24 protein-coding genes are annotated in these 17,399 nt (G+C 44.5%); all 24 read left to right on the top strand.

Annotation, left to right across the window (positions count from 1 at the left end; translation table 11 throughout):
- The first annotated feature begins 80 nt into the window (after nucleotides 1-80).
- The 24 genes from ACKX14_RS01420 (at nucleotide 81) to recN (ending at nucleotide 17,390) form a co-directional block, all read left to right on the top strand.
- On the top strand, nucleotides 81-1,157 hold the full coding sequence (locus ACKX14_RS01420; RefSeq protein ID WP_422443920.1) for a M24 family metallopeptidase: 1,077 nt from the start codon (nucleotides 81-83) through the stop codon (nucleotides 1,155-1,157).
- Between the two features lie 31 nt (nucleotides 1,158-1,188).
- The gene (efp, locus tag ACKX14_RS01415; protein ID WP_422443918.1) at nucleotides 1,189-1,746 is read left to right on the top strand and encodes an elongation factor P; all 558 of its coding nucleotides are present in this window, start codon (nucleotides 1,189-1,191) and stop codon (nucleotides 1,744-1,746) included.
- 18 nt (nucleotides 1,747-1,764) lie between these two features.
- Nucleotides 1,765-2,181: a CD1247 N-terminal domain-containing protein gene (locus ACKX14_RS01410; RefSeq protein WP_422443916.1), complete on the top strand. Its 417-nt coding sequence runs from the start codon at nucleotides 1,765-1,767 to the stop codon at nucleotides 2,179-2,181.
- Nucleotides 2,182-2,284: 103 nt separating this feature from the next.
- Nucleotides 2,285-3,316: a stage III sporulation protein AA gene (spoIIIAA, locus tag ACKX14_RS01405; protein ID WP_422443914.1), complete on the top strand. Its 1,032-nt coding sequence runs from the start codon at nucleotides 2,285-2,287 to the stop codon at nucleotides 3,314-3,316.
- A complete protein-coding gene (spoIIIAB, locus tag ACKX14_RS01400) occupies nucleotides 3,306-3,827 on the top strand; it encodes a stage III sporulation protein SpoIIIAB (protein ID WP_422443912.1) in 522 nt (173 codons plus the stop codon). Before spoIIIAA ends, spoIIIAB begins: the two co-directional genes overlap by 11 nt.
- Before the next feature lie 20 nt (nucleotides 3,828-3,847).
- On the top strand, nucleotides 3,848-4,045 hold the full coding sequence (spoIIIAC, locus tag ACKX14_RS01395) for a stage III sporulation protein AC (RefSeq protein WP_120765550.1): 198 nt from the start codon (nucleotides 3,848-3,850) through the stop codon (nucleotides 4,043-4,045).
- Between the two features lie 11 nt (nucleotides 4,046-4,056).
- Entirely contained in the window at nucleotides 4,057-4,443 is a 387-nt protein-coding gene (gene spoIIIAD / locus ACKX14_RS01390) for a stage III sporulation protein AD (RefSeq protein ID WP_422443910.1), read from the top strand.
- A gap of 12 nt (nucleotides 4,444-4,455) precedes the next feature.
- A complete protein-coding gene (gene spoIIIAE, locus ACKX14_RS01385; RefSeq protein ID WP_422443908.1) occupies nucleotides 4,456-5,619 on the top strand; it encodes a stage III sporulation protein AE in 1,164 nt (387 codons plus the stop codon).
- Between the two features lie 4 nt (nucleotides 5,620-5,623).
- Nucleotides 5,624-6,238 carry a stage III sporulation protein AF gene (gene spoIIIAF / locus ACKX14_RS01380; protein WP_422443906.1) on the top strand — a complete coding sequence of 205 codons (615 nt, stop codon included), beginning with the start codon at nucleotides 5,624-5,626 and terminating at the stop codon, nucleotides 6,236-6,238.
- Between the two features lie 2 nt (nucleotides 6,239-6,240).
- Nucleotides 6,241-6,834: a stage III sporulation protein AG gene (locus ACKX14_RS01375; RefSeq protein WP_422443904.1), complete on the top strand. Its 594-nt coding sequence runs from the start codon at nucleotides 6,241-6,243 to the stop codon at nucleotides 6,832-6,834.
- Between the two features lie 21 nt (nucleotides 6,835-6,855).
- Nucleotides 6,856-7,404 (top strand): SpoIIIAH-like family protein, encoded by a 549-nt coding sequence (locus ACKX14_RS01370; RefSeq protein WP_422443902.1) that lies wholly within the window; start codon nucleotides 6,856-6,858, stop codon nucleotides 7,402-7,404.
- Nucleotides 7,405-7,484: 80 nt separating this feature from the next.
- The gene (locus ACKX14_RS01365; protein WP_422443900.1) at nucleotides 7,485-7,877 is read left to right on the top strand and encodes an Asp23/Gls24 family envelope stress response protein; all 393 of its coding nucleotides are present in this window, start codon (nucleotides 7,485-7,487) and stop codon (nucleotides 7,875-7,877) included.
- Nucleotides 7,874-8,467, top strand: coding sequence for an alkaline shock response membrane anchor protein AmaP (amaP, locus tag ACKX14_RS01360; RefSeq protein ID WP_422443898.1), 594 nt, complete (start codon nucleotides 7,874-7,876; stop codon nucleotides 8,465-8,467). The genes ACKX14_RS01365 and amaP overlap by 4 nt, the downstream gene beginning before the upstream one ends.
- 11 nt (nucleotides 8,468-8,478) lie before the next feature.
- On the top strand, nucleotides 8,479-8,697 hold the full coding sequence (locus tag ACKX14_RS01355; RefSeq protein WP_422443896.1) for a DUF2273 domain-containing protein: 219 nt from the start codon (nucleotides 8,479-8,481) through the stop codon (nucleotides 8,695-8,697).
- A 14-nt stretch (nucleotides 8,698-8,711) separates the two neighbouring features.
- A complete protein-coding gene (gene nusB, locus ACKX14_RS01350; RefSeq protein WP_422443894.1) occupies nucleotides 8,712-9,122 on the top strand; it encodes a transcription antitermination factor NusB in 411 nt (136 codons plus the stop codon).
- A gap of 27 nt (nucleotides 9,123-9,149) precedes the next feature.
- Nucleotides 9,150-10,379: an exodeoxyribonuclease VII large subunit gene (gene xseA / locus ACKX14_RS01345; protein ID WP_422443892.1), complete on the top strand. Its 1,230-nt coding sequence runs from the start codon at nucleotides 9,150-9,152 to the stop codon at nucleotides 10,377-10,379.
- Entirely contained in the window at nucleotides 10,363-10,605 is a 243-nt protein-coding gene (gene xseB / locus ACKX14_RS01340) for an exodeoxyribonuclease VII small subunit (protein WP_422443890.1), read from the top strand. Before xseA ends, xseB begins: the two co-directional genes overlap by 17 nt.
- Entirely contained in the window at nucleotides 10,598-11,488 is an 891-nt protein-coding gene (locus tag ACKX14_RS01335; RefSeq protein WP_422443888.1) for a polyprenyl synthetase family protein, read from the top strand. The genes xseB and ACKX14_RS01335 overlap by 8 nt, the downstream gene beginning before the upstream one ends.
- Before the next feature lie 798 nt (nucleotides 11,489-12,286).
- On the top strand, nucleotides 12,287-12,934 hold the full coding sequence (locus tag ACKX14_RS01330; RefSeq protein WP_422443886.1) for a hypothetical protein: 648 nt from the start codon (nucleotides 12,287-12,289) through the stop codon (nucleotides 12,932-12,934).
- 8 nt (nucleotides 12,935-12,942) lie between these two features.
- A complete protein-coding gene (locus tag ACKX14_RS01325) occupies nucleotides 12,943-13,743 on the top strand; it encodes a TlyA family RNA methyltransferase (RefSeq protein ID WP_422443884.1) in 801 nt (266 codons plus the stop codon).
- A gap of 45 nt (nucleotides 13,744-13,788) precedes the next feature.
- Nucleotides 13,789-14,310 (top strand): PD-(D/E)XK nuclease family protein, encoded by a 522-nt coding sequence (locus ACKX14_RS01320; protein ID WP_422443882.1) that lies wholly within the window; start codon nucleotides 13,789-13,791, stop codon nucleotides 14,308-14,310.
- Nucleotides 14,311-15,174 carry an NAD(+)/NADH kinase gene (locus ACKX14_RS01315; RefSeq protein ID WP_422443880.1) on the top strand — a complete coding sequence of 288 codons (864 nt, stop codon included), beginning with the start codon at nucleotides 14,311-14,313 and terminating at the stop codon, nucleotides 15,172-15,174.
- Nucleotides 15,175-15,203: 29 nt separating this feature from the next.
- On the top strand, nucleotides 15,204-15,650 hold the full coding sequence (locus tag ACKX14_RS01310) for an arginine repressor (RefSeq protein ID WP_422443878.1): 447 nt from the start codon (nucleotides 15,204-15,206) through the stop codon (nucleotides 15,648-15,650).
- Nucleotides 15,651-15,662: 12 nt separating this feature from the next.
- The gene (gene recN / locus ACKX14_RS01305; protein ID WP_422443876.1) at nucleotides 15,663-17,390 is read left to right on the top strand and encodes a DNA repair protein RecN; all 1,728 of its coding nucleotides are present in this window, start codon (nucleotides 15,663-15,665) and stop codon (nucleotides 17,388-17,390) included.
- The last annotated feature ends 9 nt before the right edge of the window (nucleotides 17,391-17,399 follow it).

Genomic DNA, 17,399 nt, shown 5'->3' with positions numbered 1-17,399 from the left:
CTGTGTGAGGACTGGAAGGCAAGGCGTACGAACCGCCGCTTTGGCTGTAAAAGAAGTTTTTGAAAGCAGGGGGGTTGGAGATGTATGGAGAGAGGTTGAGCAAGCTGAGAAAAAAACTCGATGACGGCAATCTGGATGGGATGATAATAAGCAAGCCTGAAAACCTGTTTTACATGAGCGGTTTTACGGGGGGAGAAGGAGTTATAATCATAACCAGGCAGGTGGCATCCCTTGTTACGGATTTCAGATACGCCGAGCAGGCCGCGGATCAGGCTCCTGATTATAATATTATAGAACTTGAACCGGGAGTTTCGCCTTTCAAAGCCTGCGCCGAGATTTTGGAATCGGCCGGGGCCCAAAAAGTAGGATTTGAAAGTCACCATCTGACCGTAAAAGCCTTTGAAGAACTCAAGCAACATCTAAAAGCCGTGCAACCGGAGATAACCGACGGAATGGTGGAAAAGCTGAGAGTTGTCAAAGAAGAGTGTGAAATAGACATGATAAAAAAAGCTCAGGAAATTACCGACGAGGCCTTCGGTCACATCTTAAACTACATAAAACCCGGCGTCAGTGAGAAGGATCTGGCGTGTGAGCTTGAGTATTTCGTCAAAAAAAGAGGCGCCGAAGAAATGGCCTTTGATACCATTGTAGCTTCGGGTCCCCGGAGTTCGCTGCCCCACGGCAGGGCTTCAGACAGGAGGCTCGAAGCCGGCGATTTCGTGACAGTGGATTTCGGGGCGCGATTTTCGTGCTATTGTTCGGACATGACAAGAACCGTATTTTTGGGCAAACCGGACAGGGACCAGCTGAATATATATAACACAGTCCTGGAGGCTCAAAAAAAAGCTTTGAGTTATATAAAACCGGGGATTTTTGGGAAAGATGTAGACAGGATCGCAAGGGATGTAATCAAAGAGCGGGGTTTTGGCGAAAATTTCGGTCACGCTTTGGGCCACAGCGTTGGAATTGAAATCCACGAAGAACCCAGGCTTTCTTCAAAAAGCGAAACAAAACTTGAACCCGGTATGGTTGTAACCGTGGAGCCGGGAATATACATATCGGGTTTTGGAGGCGTAAGAATAGAAGATCTGGTTGTAATAACCGGGGATGGATGTGAGGATCTGACAAAAGCCAGTAAAGATATTATATGCATATAACAGGCAATTTGTTCAGGATGGAGGTATTGCAATGATTTCGACAAATGATTTGAGAACAGGTGTAACCGTAGAAATTGATGGCGATGTATTTATGATCGTCGATTTTCAACATGTAAAGCCCGGCAAGGGAGCCGCCTTTGTCAGGACCAAAATCAAGAATGTAAAGACGGGCCAGGTCTTTGAAAGGACCTTTAGAGCCGGTGAAAAACTGAACCGGGCGATTATCGAAAGGAAAACTATGCAGTATTTATATTCGAGCGGGGATACATACTATTTCATGGATACACAAACCTTCGAGCAAGTGCCTTTAAACAAGGATCAACTGGGAGATTCCATCAAGTATTTAAAGGAAAATATGGAAGTTATGGTCATGTTTTATGAAGGGGTTACCATAGGAATAGAGTTGCCCACCTTTGTGGAATTAAAAGTCACCGAGACCGAGCCCGGTTTCAAGGGAGATACAGCCACGGGAGGTTCCAAACCCGCTACACTGGAGACGGGCGCCGTTGTCCAGGTCCCGCTCTTCATAAATATTGGAGATGTTATCAGGGTGGACACAAGGACAGGCGAATATTTAAGCAGAGTATAATTTTAAGGAGGCAGAAAAATGAGCGAACTTAAAGAAAGGATTTCTTATGTCCGAGGGCTTGCAGATGGTTTGGGGCTTGAAGATTCCAAAGAAAAAAGGCTGATGATGGAAATTATCAACGTCCTTGATGAAATGGCCGGGGTTGTAGACGACCTTGAAGCCAGGGCAGATGAAACTCAGGAATACCTCGAAAGCCTCGATGAAGATCTGGAAGAGCTCGAAGAAGATGTTTACGGAGACGGGGAAGAAGAGGATTTTGACGATGAAGATTATGACGATTATGATTTCGACGAGGGAGATTTCATTGAAATTGAATGCCCCAATTGCCATGAAACGGTTTATATCGACGAAGACCTGGTAGGAAAAGACGGAAAAGCCGAATGCCCCAATTGCAGGCAAACCATCAATGTAGACGAAGTGGAAGAAAACGAGTAGGTTATGTAAAAGTTCAGAGGGTTTTAAAACCCTCTTTTTTTTGTCCCCCTGTCATAATAAGCGGCAGAGGAAAATATAAATTTATAAAAAGGGGGGACAAGAAATGGAAGATATAAAAAAACAGAAAAGTCCGGTTCAGATGCTGGAAAAAGACATTTTCCCCATACTCCCCCTGCACTTAAGACATATTTTAAGCAAAGTCCCCGAAAAACTTTTAAATTCTCTTGAAGAAATCAGGATGAGGCAGGCAAGGCCGCTGATGCTGGTAATAGGTAACCAGGATTTTATGGTGACCGCTGCCGGTAATCCGGTTACAAAAGGGCAGAATGTGTATATCGTTTCAAAAGAGGATATGTTCAAGACATTTCAGCTGATAAGTCAGGGATCGGTTTATGCTATAGAGGAGGAATTAAAAAACGGGTATTTAACCCTTCCGGGGGGGCATCGAGTGGGCATTACCGGAAAAACGGTGATGGAAGGCGGAGGTGTTAAAACATTGAGATTTATTTCGGGTTTCAATATAAGGATAGCCAGAGAAATACCCGGAGCTGCGGACAAGGTTTTACCTTACATAATCGATAAAGAAGGAAGGGTATATAATACCCTCATATTATCACCGCCTAAAGCAGGAAAGACTACACTCCTGAGGGATTTGATCAGACAGCTCAGCTCCGGGGTCGAAAAATTTCACATTAAGGGCTTCAAAGTGGGCCTTGTGGACGAAAGGTCGGAAATAGCATGTTGCTATGAAGGGGTGCCGCAAAACGACGTGGGAACGAGGACCGATATACTGGACGGGTGCCCCAAGGCCTGCGGCATAATGATGCTACTCAGGTCCATGTCTCCCGATATCATCGCCACCGATGAAATAGGAAGGCCCGAAGATGTAACGGCCATCGAAGAGGCCATAAACGCGGGTGTAACGATTATCACCACCGCTCACGCATCGGATGTGGATGAAATAAAAAAAAGGCCTACGGTTCGAAAATTGATAGTCCGGCGTTTTTTTAAAAGATTGGTGGTGCTGGGATTCAGCTCGGGCGTGGGCAGCCTCGAAAAAGTGATTGATGGGGAGGATTTCGGCATACTGTTTGATAGAACTAAAGGCGGGGGGATGATGTCAAATGCTGTTTAAACTGGTAGGAGGTGCGCTGGTTATTTTTTCCTGTACCATGATTGGCTTTACGGTGGCCGGTTTGTATCAGCAGAGACCAAAAATATTGAGAAATTTGCAAACAGCCCTCTCCATGCTGGAAACAGAGATAAATTACGGATGTTCTCCCCTCCCCGAGGCCCTGAAAAGCATAAGCGGGAGATGTGAAAAGGAGGTGGCAGACCTTTTTTTAAAGACAACCAAATACCTGTCCGCGAGAGAAGGTTATACCGCAGGGGAAGCCTGGGAGAAAGCCTTAAAGGATTTTTCTTTTAACGCCGGCCTAAGGGACGGCGATATAGAAATATTGTCGGCTTTTGGCAAGTACCTGGGGGCCAGCGACAGGGATGACCAGGTAAGAAATATAAAATTGGCACTGGAAAGTTTAAGACAACAAGAAATGACAGCAATAGAGGAGAAGAGGAAAAATGAAAGATTATGGAAATATCTCGGGGTGTTAACGGGACTTATGGTCTTTTTACTTTTATACTGAATTATAAGAGGTGTGTGTGAATGGATGTGGATATATTGTTTAAAATTGCCGGGATTGGGATTGTCATATCCATTCTCAGCAAAGTACTGGATGAAGCGGGAAGAAAGGAACAGGCTCAGATGACCACCCTGGTGGGAGTGGTGATTGTGCTGATGATGGTTATACAACTGATAAGCCAGTTGTTTTCAAACGTCAAGACCATGTTTCAACTTTATTAGGAGGCTGTTGTATGGAAATTGTCCAGATAGTCGGCATCGGTCTTGTCACAACAATTTTTGTGGTTTTGCTCAGAGAAGACAGGCCGGAAATAGCCATACAAATGAGCATCGTTATCGGGGCGATTATTTTCTTAATGATGCTCGATAAAATTGCTGCCGTCATAAATATTTTAAAGGAACTATCTCAAAGAGCCAGCATAGACACGGTATTCATGTCTACTATATTTAAAATCATAGGCATTGCTTATATTGCGGAATTTGGTGCCCAGATCTGCAGGGATGCGGGGTCTTCGGCAACGGCCTCAAAAATCGAATTCGCCGCAAAAATAATAATAATGGTATTATCACTACCTATTTTAATGGCGGTTTTAGACCTGATTCTAAAAATCCTTCCCTGAGGGGGAATTTTCTTGAAAAAATTTGCATGGGTTTTTGTCGCCGTTATTACCATGACATTTTTTTTCAGACCTTGTCCGGCTTTTGCCGGCGATGACATCGTTGAAGAGCAGTTTCAAAATATTGACACCACTGATATGAACTCTTTTTTAAAACAGCTCAATGCGAAATACGAAGGTTACATACCCAGCTACAACTTGCATGATTTGATTAATTGTCTGAGAGGAAAACAAACTTACAATTTAAAAGAACTGGTGCGCGGCATTATCAGCTATGCTTTCAGGGAAATATCCGCGAATTATTTTTTGCTCAGTGAGCTCATAGCTCTTTCCATTGTTTGCGCCGTGTTGAAAAATATTCAAGGTGCCTTTGAAAATGACAATATCGGCAGGGTTGCCTACAGCGTTATATATCTGGTGCTGATGGTTATTGCCATACAGAGTTTCACGCTGGCTCTAAACGCCGGAAAGGAAGCAATAGAGCAAATGGTGTCTTTTATCCAGGCGTTAATGCCCACGATTTTTACTCTGCTGGCTTCTATCGGCGGAATTACCTCAGTGGCGGTTTTTAATCCGTTGATCTTTTTGGGGGTAACGGCAGCCAGTACGTGGATAAAGGACATTTTGCTGCCTGTTATATTTTTCACTGCAATACTAGGTCTTATAAATAATATTTCCGATAGATTCCACGTTTCATTTCTTGCATCTTTTTTAAAACAGATTTGCGTTTTCCTGCTGGGGGTATTCCTCAGTGTCTTTTTGGGTATAGCCGTGGTGCAGGGGGCGGCGGCCGCCACGGTCGACGGAATTTCAATAAGGACGGCTAAATTTGCATCCAAAAATTTCATACCGATAGTCGGCGGAATTTTTTCCGATACCGTCGACACCATAGTGAGCTGTTCGCTGGTATTAAAGAACGCCATAGGGTTCACAGGCTTGCTGGTGGTCTTCCTGCTGACCGTCTTCCCGGTAGTAAAAATACTATCCATAATAGTTATATATAAACTTGCCGGCGCCGTCATCCAACCGGTGGGCGAGGAATCCGTTGTAAGATGTCTGAACGACATGGGAAATTCATTGATGCTGGTATTTATATCGGTGGCATCTGTAACTCTGATGTTTTTTGTGGCGATAACAGTGATCATGGCCGCCGGGAATATCACGGTAATGATGAGGTGACGATATGCCGGAAAGCATCAGCCTCTGGATAAGACAGATAATTTTGGTGGTGATGTTTGCCACATTCATGGATTTTTTAATGCCGGACAATGGGCTGTTAAAATATATTAAGGTCTTGCTGGGACTTATCGTGATGATGTCTATTTTAAACCCCCTGCTGATTCTTTTACACAGAGACTACTCGTTAGGGGAGGTCCAGTTAAAATTAAACGACCTTGTAAATGAGCAGGAAATAATGGACCGTGCGGCCCGATTCAGAGACAGCAACGATGAACTGCTGTTTAAGCAATATGTAGACAATGTCAGGTTTTATGTAAAAAAACAAATAGAGCAAAACAGCCCGTTTGAGGTAAAAGACGTGGAAATTGAAATGGTGGAGGACAGGAATAACCGGGATTTTGGGAAAATAGCGACATTGCGGGTTTTGCTGCGACGGAGGTCGGGTGATGATAAAGCGGGATGGAAGAGAATTTCGGTGGAGGTCGGAAACATTAAGAAGGGTGCAAAAAGAGAAGCGCCGCCGGGGGATGCCATAAATGAGCTGACAAAATTGAAAGAATACATTAAATCTCAGTTTGATGTTCCGGAAAAAAATATATTTCTGGAATTGGAGGGATAGCCGTGGATGAACAAAATAAAGTAAAAATTTTCATCGAATGGTTGAAGAACCCAAAAAATAAGGTAATTTCTCAACTTCTGGCACTTTTTGCAATGGGATTTTTGTTTTTGTCGTTGAGCAAATTCATCATACCTTCGAAGCCTATCTCAAGGGCCCCTTCTGAAAATCCCAAATTGATTCAGGAGAATTTGCTTGATGAAGGAGATGCTTACAAAGCAAAATTGGAAAAGCAACTGGTGGAGATATTGGGAAAAGTTAAAGGGGTGGGCGAAGTGGACGTGGCGATAGCGCTGGAAAACGAAACACAGGTGGAGCCGGCTTTTAATGTTGAGAGCAGTGAGAGAACCACCGATGAAAAAGATAATGAAGGGGGGGTAAGGACAATTATAGAAACCCAGTCGAACAAGCAGGCGGTGGTATTGCGAAAGGGAGGGGAGGATGAGCCTCTGGTATTGAAAAAAATGACTCCGCAGATAAAGGGAGTGCTTATAGTGGCCGAGGGGGCTTCGTCTTCATCGGTTGTGGAAAAAATTACAAAAGCTACTGCGACTCTGCTCGACATCCCGCTTTACAAGGTTAAAGTCCTGGCACAATAAAACCATAAAGGAGGGAGTAAAATGGCCTTCTTAATAAAGAAAAGGACTCTGCTTATAATATTATTTACCTGCATATTTATCATTTCTGTTTATTTAATGTTTGCGGGCGGTTATCCGAAAGTGGTAAACGAGAAGGCGCCGGGTCCGGCGGAAGCCGAAAAGGTTTCGGTTACGCGGGGCGATGAACTTCCCAACGCTGGAAGAGAAATAAAAGACAACCAGAATGATTTTTTTATCGATTATAAATTAGAAAGGGATCGTTTGAGAAGCCAGGAAGCCGATTATCTGCGAGAACTCATAAACAACCCCAACGCCGCCCAGCAATCCAGGGATAAGGCCCAGGCTGACCTTATTGCGTTATCCCAAAAAGTGGAGAAGGAAATGATAGTTGAAAATCTCATAAAAGCAAAGGGCTTTGAAGACGCGGTTATATTTTTATCCAACGATGTTGCCAATGTGGTGATAAAAGCCGCGGGTCTTCAGCCCAAGGATGTGGCCCAGATTACGGATATTGTAACCAGGACCACCGGCATACCGATTGACAAAATTACCATAATAGAAAGAAAGTAGGAAAGTAGAGGAATTAATTGTAATACGGAGATTTTTTTGCTATAATAATCATTGGACTTAAATGTTGGAGGGAGAAAATAATGGATGACGAGAAAATAGAAAGTTCCACTGAGAAGGGTTCTATAAAGATTTCCGACGAGGTAGTGGCCGTAATAGCCGGTCTTGCCGCCATGGAAGTGGAAGGTGTTGCGGGCATGAGCGGCGGCATCGTGGGAGGAATAGCCGAGATACTTGGCCGTAAAAACCTTTCTAAAGGCGTAAAAGTTGAAGTCGGAGAAAAAGAAGCGGCCGTAGACCTGTACATAATTGTGAACTACGGCGTTCGTATACCTGAGGTGGCGTGGAATGTCCAGGAAAATGTAAAGAAGGCTATTGAGAATATGACGGGTTTGTCGGTGGTTGAAGTCAACATCCACGTACAGGGCGTTAATTTCGGCCAACCCGTGAAAGAAGAAGAGGGTAGGGTAAAGTGATAATACCCCCTGATGTGCTCAGGGGGTTAATTTCCATTGAAAGGAGTCATGAAATGAATCTTTTCGACAGAATTATTTTAACTGTCTGTATGCTGGCCCTGGCGCTTGTTTCGGTTACTGCCATCCTTTTTTCCGGCGGCCTGATTGATTTGCAGAATTTTTGGACAAGGGTTGCTGCGTTACACGGGCGGTGGGAAGTGGGACTTGTAGGGCTGGTGTTTCTTGTTGCAAGCCTGTGGCTTTTATTTTCAGGTTTGAAAACCCGCCGCCGTCGAGAGACCGTTGTAAAAAGCGGCGATATGGGGAATATCAGTATTTCCTTAACCGCCATTGAAAATCTGGTGCTGAAGATTACAAGGGATATAGAAAAGGTGAAAGATGTTAAGGTAAATGTTATAAGACACGATGGCGGAGTTTCCGTATTTCTGCGGCTTGTAGTGACTCATGACGCAATAATTCCGGAGATGACCTCCGAGCTTCAAAAGGCGGTAAAGGAACATATTGAAAACACGGCTGGTATAACGGTAAGAGAGGTGCGCATAAGTGTAGACAACATTTATAACCCGTATAAACAGAGAACGGTAAAATAAGAGGTGATAGAATGGACTTTTTTCCCGAAAACTGGCAGGAACACCGCGGGAAGATTCTGGGAGCAATCCTTGGGATTATAATTGGGATAATAATACTGGTCTTTGGCTTTTTGAAAACCGCGTTTATTGTTTTATGCGCAATTGTAGGGTATTATATCGGTAAAATCATCGATGGCAGAGAAAGCCTGAGAGATATACTGGACAAAATATTACCTCCCGGTAACAGGTAAAGGAGTGCTGTTTTTTGAGCAGAAAAATCGCGAGAGAAAATGCTTTTAAAATTTTATTTGCAGTGGATCTGGGTGATAACACCATAGAAGAGGCCGCCGAAATAGCCGTGACAAGACCTGTAGACCAGGTTCAAAGAGAATTTATGTTTGAAGAAGTAAAAGGCGTCCTGGCGAATATTAAAATGATAGATTCAATAATAGAAAGCTATTCGGTGGATTGGAAGGTAGAGCGCATACCGGCCGTGGATCGCAATATACTGAGGCTGGCCATTTATGAAATGCTCTTTTGTGAAGATATACCGGTGAGTGTTTCCATCAATGAAGCCGTCGAGATGGCAAAAAAATACGGGGAACAACAATCGTATAAGTTTATCAACGGTATCCTCGGGACGGTTGCAAAAGAAAGAGGAAAGTCGGTTAATTGATTAATTTTAAACTGGGAGGACTGGCTATTGACACCGGTTTTGACCGTAAGTGAAGTGACGCAGATAATAAAAAATCTCTTTGATTCCAGCGAGGTATTAAGGCATGTTTATGTAAAAGGAGAAATATCCAATTTTAAACACCACATATCCGGGCATATGTATTTTACTTTAAAGGACGAAAAGGCCCAGATCCGGTGCATTATGTTCAAGAGCAAGAATGTTCTGCTTCCTTTTTATCCGGAAAATGGCATGAAGGTAATAGCCCTGGGACAGATAAGCGTTTTTGAAAAAACCGGCGAATACCAGCTGTATGTGGAGGACCTGGAGCCTGATGGCATTGGGGCCCTGCACATGGCCTTCGAAAAACTAAAGGCAAAGCTTGAAAAAGAAGGTCTGTTTGATGCGGCCAGAAAAAGGGAGATCCCTTTTTTGCCCCGAAAAATCGGCCTTATCACATCCCTGACCGGTGCAGCCATTCGAGATCTGTTAACCGTCATTAAAAGAAGATTCCCGAATGTCGACATAGTGATTGCACCGGTGCTGGTCCAGGGGAGAGAAGCCGCCGACGAAATATGTGCGGCATTGAGGGACATGAACTGTTTTAAAGACATCGACGTGATCATTGTGGGCCGCGGGGGAGGCTCCATCGAGGAACTCTGGGCTTTCAATGAGGAAAAAGTGGCGAGAGCCATATTTCATTCAAAGATCCCCGTAATATCCGCGGTGGGCCATGAAACAGATTTTACCATAGCTGACTTCGTGGCTGACAAAAGGGCGCCGACACCTTCCGCAGCAGGGGAAATGGTGGTGCCGGAAAAAAGCAGGTTGCAAAACGATATTGTGCGCTTGCGGGCAAGATTGATAAATGCCGCCGTGGGGTTTGTAAACATAAAAAGGCAGCAGCTTGAATATGCCAGGCGCTCCGCAGTATTTACCAGCCCGGGAAATCTTATTGTAAACTTCCGGCTGACCCTTGATATGCTGTCAAAAAGACTATTAAAAGAAACTAAGATTTTGATAGACAGCCGCCGGTTGTTGTTTAAAAATCACATCGGCAAGTTGCAGGCCTTAAATCCGCTGTCCATACTGGAGAGAGGCTACAGCATCTGCCAGATTGCAGGTACTGACAAGATTGTAACGAAAATACAGGATGTGGCAGACCGGGATATGGTAAGGGTTTTACTTTCGGACGGCAACCTGATATGCGAAGTAAAGGGTTCCGAAAAAAGGGGGGCTAAGCGTGGCATCCAAATATAAATACGAAGAAGCCATAAATCGTCTGGAACAGATTATTGAACGGCTGGAAAAAGGGAATTTGACGCTGGAAGAGGCTCTGACGCTTTTTGAAGAAGGCATAGCACTGACAAAGATATGCTCAAAAATTTTGGATGAAGCCGAAGGTAAAATTGAGATTCTTATGAAGGACTTAAATGGGAACCTGGTATTTAAAGACTACGATGGAGGGCAGGAAAAAATTGAATGAATTTGAACGCAGTCTGACAGAAAAGGCAAGGATAATTGAGTCCGCCCTGGACCACTACCTTCCGCGAGAAGATACTTTTCCCCAAAAAATCCACAGGGCCATGCGGTACAGCGCCATGGCCGGCGGAAAACGCATCAGGCCCATCATGGTAATCGAGGCGGCAAAGCTTTTCGGTTTGCCGTATGAAAAGGTCCTGCCGACAGCCTGCGGCATAGAGATGATACATACCTACTCTCTGATACACGACGACCTGCCGGTGATGGACAATGACGATTACAGGCGGGGTAAACTCACCTGCCATAAGGTCTTTGGGGATGCCATAGCTTTGCTGGCGGGAGACGCCCTGTTGACCCATGCCTTTCTGGTTATAGCACAAAACTCCCATATAGAAGGCGTGTCTCCGTCAGCCGTCATAGACGTCATCGAAAAGGTTTCCACAGCGGCCGGCAGTTACGGCATGGTTGGAGGTCAGGTGGTGGATATAGAGTCATCGGGTGAGATGATTGATGAAAAAACATTATTTTATATGGACCTTCATAAAACCGGATGTTTGATACAGGTTTCACTCTGGTCCGGCGCCCGGCTGGCGGGAGCGTCTGCCGATGACCTGAAAATCATGGAAGATTATGGTGAGAAGGTGGGTTTGATTTTTCAAATAGTGGACGATATTCTGGATTTAAAAGGTGATGAAAAACTGCTGGGCAAACCCGTGGGCAGCGATCTGAGAAACAAAAAGAGCACCTTTCCGCACATTTACGGTTTGGACAGGTCGGTTGAACTGGTTGAAAGACTCTCAGCGGAAGCCAAAGATTTAATTTCGGCGTATGAAAACAGCGATTTTTTTGTACAGCTGGTAGACTTTTTTGTAAGCAGGCAATACTAGAACATTTTACTGTCAACCGGTGCGGCCTAAAAGTAAATATCAATAAATAGCTTTAGAATATTACTTGTGCATAATCTTCTTTAATCTCGCAAGGCAATCTTTTTTGGTTTGTAGCGGCCGGCGGGGGATTTGAAGCGGAGTATCTTTTGTGCTATAATAAACTTCGAATCTTGAAAACAGGTGGTGCAGTATTCTAGTCAAAATCGCTTCTCTGAAGGCGGGGCTAAAAATCCGTCGAGGGCACATCGATGAAGTTCCTGGTGCTGGCTGCCGACGCCCAGTCGGGGGTTGGTGCTGGGAGTAAGGGAGATGGGGCGATCTACAATGGCATGTAGGCGTTGACCCTACTCCCGTGGAGACCCAAGTTCGTGACACAAGATTGTTGATTTTGAGTTACGGCTTGGGGGGTTAACCTGCATTCGATTAGATGTTGGGTGCAGTGTAGCCTGCCTTGAGCGGAAAGGGTGGAAAAAGGCATTGGGCCGGAAATTGAATTGGCCGATTCAGTTTCCGGAGAATACCCTTTGAAACCCTTTTTGCAAAAGAGGCTAGGAGAAGAGTGATTTTGGTGAGGAAAGCTCCTAGACTGTTCCGTAAGGAAGTGAATTGAGGATTACAGTGTGGACTAAGTGGTAATCTAGCCCTGCCAGTGGCAACATGGCAGAGGCAGACTTAAAGGGGAACCGTCCTGTCGGCGACGATGGGATGTCTGCCTGGGAAATCCAGCTAGACCTAAGCCACAAAATTTACTCAATTCACTACCACCTGTTTTCGGATAAAAATACCGGAGGGAAAAATTTGAACTCCGATTCGCGAAAAAAAAATAAACATGAGATGACGAATAGGAGAAAAAACTTTGAGAATAACGGGAGCATAAAAGCCAGATGGGTATACAGGGTGTTCTTGCTGGCTTTTGTGTTATCCGTTTTTTTTAGTTTTATATCGGAAACGTTAATGGATAGATTTAATATATTTATTTCAATTTTCGTTTTACTGGTCATAATTGCCATCGGCATAATCTTTGATATAATAGGTATAGCCGTTACCTCAGCCAGCGAAACACCGTTTCATGCCATGGCGGCCGACAGGGTGCCCGGAGGCAAAGAAGCCGTTAAGCTTATAAGAAACGCCGACATAGTTTCAAATTTCTGCAACGACGTGGTTGGAGATATCTGTGGTATCCTGAGCGGCGCGGCGGGGGCGGCAATTGTGTTAAAGGCTCTTGCAATGGCAAAACATATAAATGAAACGGCACTGAGCATTTTAATGGCTGGAATTATATCTACCCTTACCATAGGCGGCAAGGCCATCGGCAAAGGGATTGCCATAAATAATTCAAAAAAAGTTGTGCATAACGTGGCCCTGGTCGTTTTCACGATAAAGCAGCGACTTGGATTTGACATCCTTGCCGGTATAAGCGGAAAAAGAGATACGTCCAGGAGGTGAATTATAGGGTGAACGGCTGCAAAGAAAGACTGGATGTATTATTGGTAAAAAAAGGTTTTTTCCCAAGCAGGGAAAAAGCAAAAGTGGAAATAATGGCAGGCAATGTTTATGTGGGCGACAGGCTGGTGGATAAACCCGGTACCATGGTCGACACGGAAAGTTCCATTTCCGTCAAGGGGAAAACCATCCCCTATGTCAGCAGGGGTGGCCTGAAATTGGAAAAGGCGCTGTCCACCTTTGGTATCGATGTTAAAGAAAAAGTGGCCATAGATGCCGGAGCTTCTACAGGGGGGTTTACCGATTGCCTTTTAAAACACGGAGCAAGAAAAGTGTTCGCGGTGGACGTGGGATACGGGCAGCTGGATTACCGTTTGAGAAAAGACCCGCGTGTCATGGTTTTGGAGCGAAAGAACGCCCGCTATCTGAAGTTTGACGATATAGGTGAACTGGCTGACGTTATTACCGCAGACCTGTCTTTTATTTCTCTTTCAAAGGTATTCGAGCCGTTTTATTCTTTATTAAAAGACAACGGAGATCTGATAACTCTCATTAAACCTCAATTTGAAGTGGGCAAAGAGGAAGTGGGGAAAAAGGGTGTTGTCAAAGACAGGGACTTACATGTAAAATCAATAACAAACGTTTTTTCCAGCGCAGGTGAGGTAAATTTTTTTGTATGGGGTCTTACATTTTCGCCTATTACAGGTCCTAAAGGCAATATAGAATTTCTGGCCTGGTTTAAGAAACGCCCGGCCTGTTCGCTGCCCGATGTAGAAAAGGTTGTCCGGGAAGCTCATATGGAACTTTTTTGAGAGGAATTTTAAATTTTTTATAGAATAGTAAAAAAGAGGTTTGAAATGGATCATGTAGCTGTGGGCTTTTTCTGGGCTGTTCTGGGAGCGGCCTGTACAGTAGTTATTTTAAATCTTCTTCGGAAAGCGAAACTGAAAAGAAAGATCCGGAAGGCCAAAAAAAGTGAAATCAGGGCTGCTAAATTGCTTGAGAAGCAGGGCTTTGAAGTCATTGACCTCCAAAAGGAGGTATCCTATATCCTTCTGGTTGACGGTAGACCTTATAAGGCCAGTGTAAAGGCGGATTTTATAGTAAAGAAGGGAAATAAGATTTATGTGGCGGAAGTTAAAACCGGCGAAAAAGCCCCTTCACCCAGATTTCCTGCTACCCGCCGCCAACTGCTGGAATATTATATGGTGTACAGGCCCGATGGTTTGCTCCTTGTGGATATGGAAAATGAAGAAATAAAAAAAGTGGAATACTCCATCCTTGAGAAGAAAACTTTGATTTCACTTCATCGCTTTGTGTGGTACGCAGGCATCCTGTTATTAGGTTTTATCGTCGGGTTTTTGACAAGAGGTGATTAAATGACAAAGGTGGGCTTATTTCCAAACCTGTCCAAAAAAAATTCCACCGGCATCGTCCGCAATATCGTTCATTGGCTGTTGGAGAACAAGTTCGATGTACTGCTGCCGGAAGAAGCTGCGAAAGTCATAGATATGCCCGATCTGTCAAAAGGCTTTGAGGATCCGTTAAAAGATGTGGATCTGGCCGTCACCCTCGGCGGAGACGGCACATTACTCAATGTGGCCAGGCGGCTTGCGCCTTACGGCGTTCCCATTTTGGGGATCAATATCGGCCACCTGGGCTTTTTGACTGAAGTAGAGCTTTCAGATTTATACGTTGATCTGGAGCGGTTAAAATCAAAAAAATATTTTATTGATACGCGGATGATGATTGAAGCCAATGTGATTAGGGAAGGCCGCCAGCTGGCCGGATTTCTAGCTTTAAATGACGTGGTGGTGACCAAGGGCCCTTTTGCAAGGCTGGTTCGGCTGAAGACCACCGCCAACGGCGCCTATATCGATACCTATCCTTCAGACGGTTTGATAATTTCTACGCCGACGGGTTCCACGGCCTATTCCCTCTCCGCCGGAGGCCCTATTATTAATCCAAATGTGGAGGTCTTGTTGCTGACTCCCATATGCCCCCATACCCTTCAGAGCCGTTCTATCGTGCTTTCAAAGGATGATATCATAAAAGTGCAGGTAGTGGCTGAAAATCCAGATATCATGCTGACGGTAGACGGACAGCAGGGATATAAACTGCTTCCCGGCGATGAAGTGGTAGTAAAGAAATCCGATTGCTATACCAAACTCATCAGGTTAAAAAATAGAAGTTTTTATGATGTATTGAGAAAAAAGCTGACGGAAAGCAGTCTCAATGATTGATGAATTTTTAAGCCGGAGGAGGTGGATACTTGAAAGCCAAGAGACATATGAAAATCAGAGAAATAATTAAAGAAAAGCCCATCGAGACTCAGGAGGAATTGGCCGAAGAACTTAGAAAACAGGGCTTCAATGTCACTCAGGCGACGGTCTCCAGGGATATAAAAGAATTGAGGCTGATAAAAGTTTTAAGGGACAATGAACATTATTGCTATGCTGAACCCGAGAGAACATCTTTTATCTCAGATAAGCTTCTCAGAATGTTTAAAGAATCTATAATAGGCATGGAATCTTCTGAGAACCTCATCGTCATAAAGACATTGTCGGGGACTGCATCAGCCGCCGCGGAAGCCATTGACGGCCTCAATTGGCGAGAAATAATAGGCACCATTGCGGGGGACAACACCATATTGGTAATAGCCAGGTCAAAAGCGGCCGTCAAAGAGATAATGGAAAAGTTTGAAAACATCATGAGATAAGGAGGCGGCTCCATGCTCCTTAAACTCCATATCAAAGATTTCGCTTTGATAGATGACCTGGAGATCGATTTTAAGGGCGGGTTGAATATTTTAACCGGAGAAACGGGGGCCGGCAAATCAATAATAATAGATGCCGTGAATATGATAATCGGGGAAAGGGCCTCCAGCGAATACATCAGAACCGGAAAGCAAAGTGCCGTGGTGGAAGCCGTTTTTGATTGCGACGGCGAAGCCTTGGGGGATTTGCTTAAAGAGTATGGAATCGAGGCGGAAGACGGCTTAATTATCATAACCAGGGAAATAACCGAACAGGGCCGGAACTATTGCAGGGCCAACGGCAGAAGTGTACCGGTTTCGGTCCTTAAAAAACTGGGGAGATATTTAATTGACATTCACGGCCAGCACCAGCATCAATCGCTGCTGGAAAGCGAGACTCACATGAAACTTCTTGATCTGCTGGGCGGAGAAGAGGTTTTAACGGCAAAAGAGGATGTAACCCGGATTTATGAACTGTCACGAACCTTTGCTGGAAGAGTAGAGGACCTGGTTAAAAAACGCGAGGAACTCCGCCGACATAAAGATATATTAAAATATGAAATAGACGAAATAGAAAAAGCCCGTTTAACACCCGGTGAAGATGAGGAACTGGAAGAAAAAAGGCGGGTGCTGGAAAACGCCGGGAAGATTTTTGCGGCACTGGAGCTCGCATATTCCTTATTATATGTTGGGGATGAAGCCCCTTCGATTATAGATAATCTGGGCAAAATAATAAGCCATCTGGAAGAAATAAAAAAATATTTTAAACCCGCAGACTCTCTTTCCGAGACTTTAAGAAACATGCTTTACGAGCTCCAGGACGCAGCGTCGGCCATCAGAAATTACAAGGAATCCGTGGAATTTGACCCGGAAATGTTAAACGAGATACAATCAAGACTGGAATTGCTGGACAGGCTAAAGGCAAAGTACAACATGAGCATTGAGGAGTTGTTGAAGTATAAGGAAGAAGCTGCGGCAAGACTGGATGATGTTTTAAATATCGATGACGAAATCGCAGAATTGGAGGAAGAGTTAAAAATTACCAACAAATCTCTTGTTGAGAAGGCTCTAGCCCTGCATAATTCAAGAAAAAAGACAGCTGCCAGGTTGGAACGCGATATTTCTAAAGAATTACAGGATCTGGGCATGAAGGGAATTCAATTTGCAGTTAACTTTAAGTGGGAAGAAGACGATTCGGGGTTAGAAGTAAACGGCAGGAGATATAAAATAACAAGAGACGGGTTTGACCGGGTGGAATTTTTAATATCCACAAACCCCGGAGAACCGCTAAAGCCACTGGCAAAAATTGTTTCGGGCGGCGAAGCATCCCGGATAATGCTGGCGTTAAAAAATATAATGGCGAAAGTCGACAATATACCCTGCCTTATATTTGACGAAATTGATGCGGGCATCGGTGGAAGGACAGCTCAGATTGTGGGGGAGAAGCTGTCAAGGATAGCAAAAAGTCATCAGGTATTATGCGTAACCCACTCCCCGCAAATTGCCAGCCTTGGAGACGCTCATTTTTTAATAAAAAAGGAAACTCTGGGAGGAAAAACATATACCAGAGTTTCGGAAATCAGGGGTCAAGACAGGGTAAACGAACTGGCTCGAATGCTGGGTGGAGCCGAAATAACCGGCAACACGCTGGCTCACGCCAGGGAAATGCTAAAGTTGGCCGACAATATAAAAAACGCTCGATAAGCCTATTAT

Source organism: Thermorhabdus hydrogeniformans, from assembly GCF_049310025.1.
Classification (GTDB): domain Bacteria; phylum Bacillota; class Thermosediminibacteria; order Thermosediminibacterales; family Tepidanaerobacteraceae; genus JBJYKD01.
The sequence above is the reverse complement of the archived record's forward strand: the minus strand, read 5'-3'. Positions and strand labels throughout refer to the sequence as shown.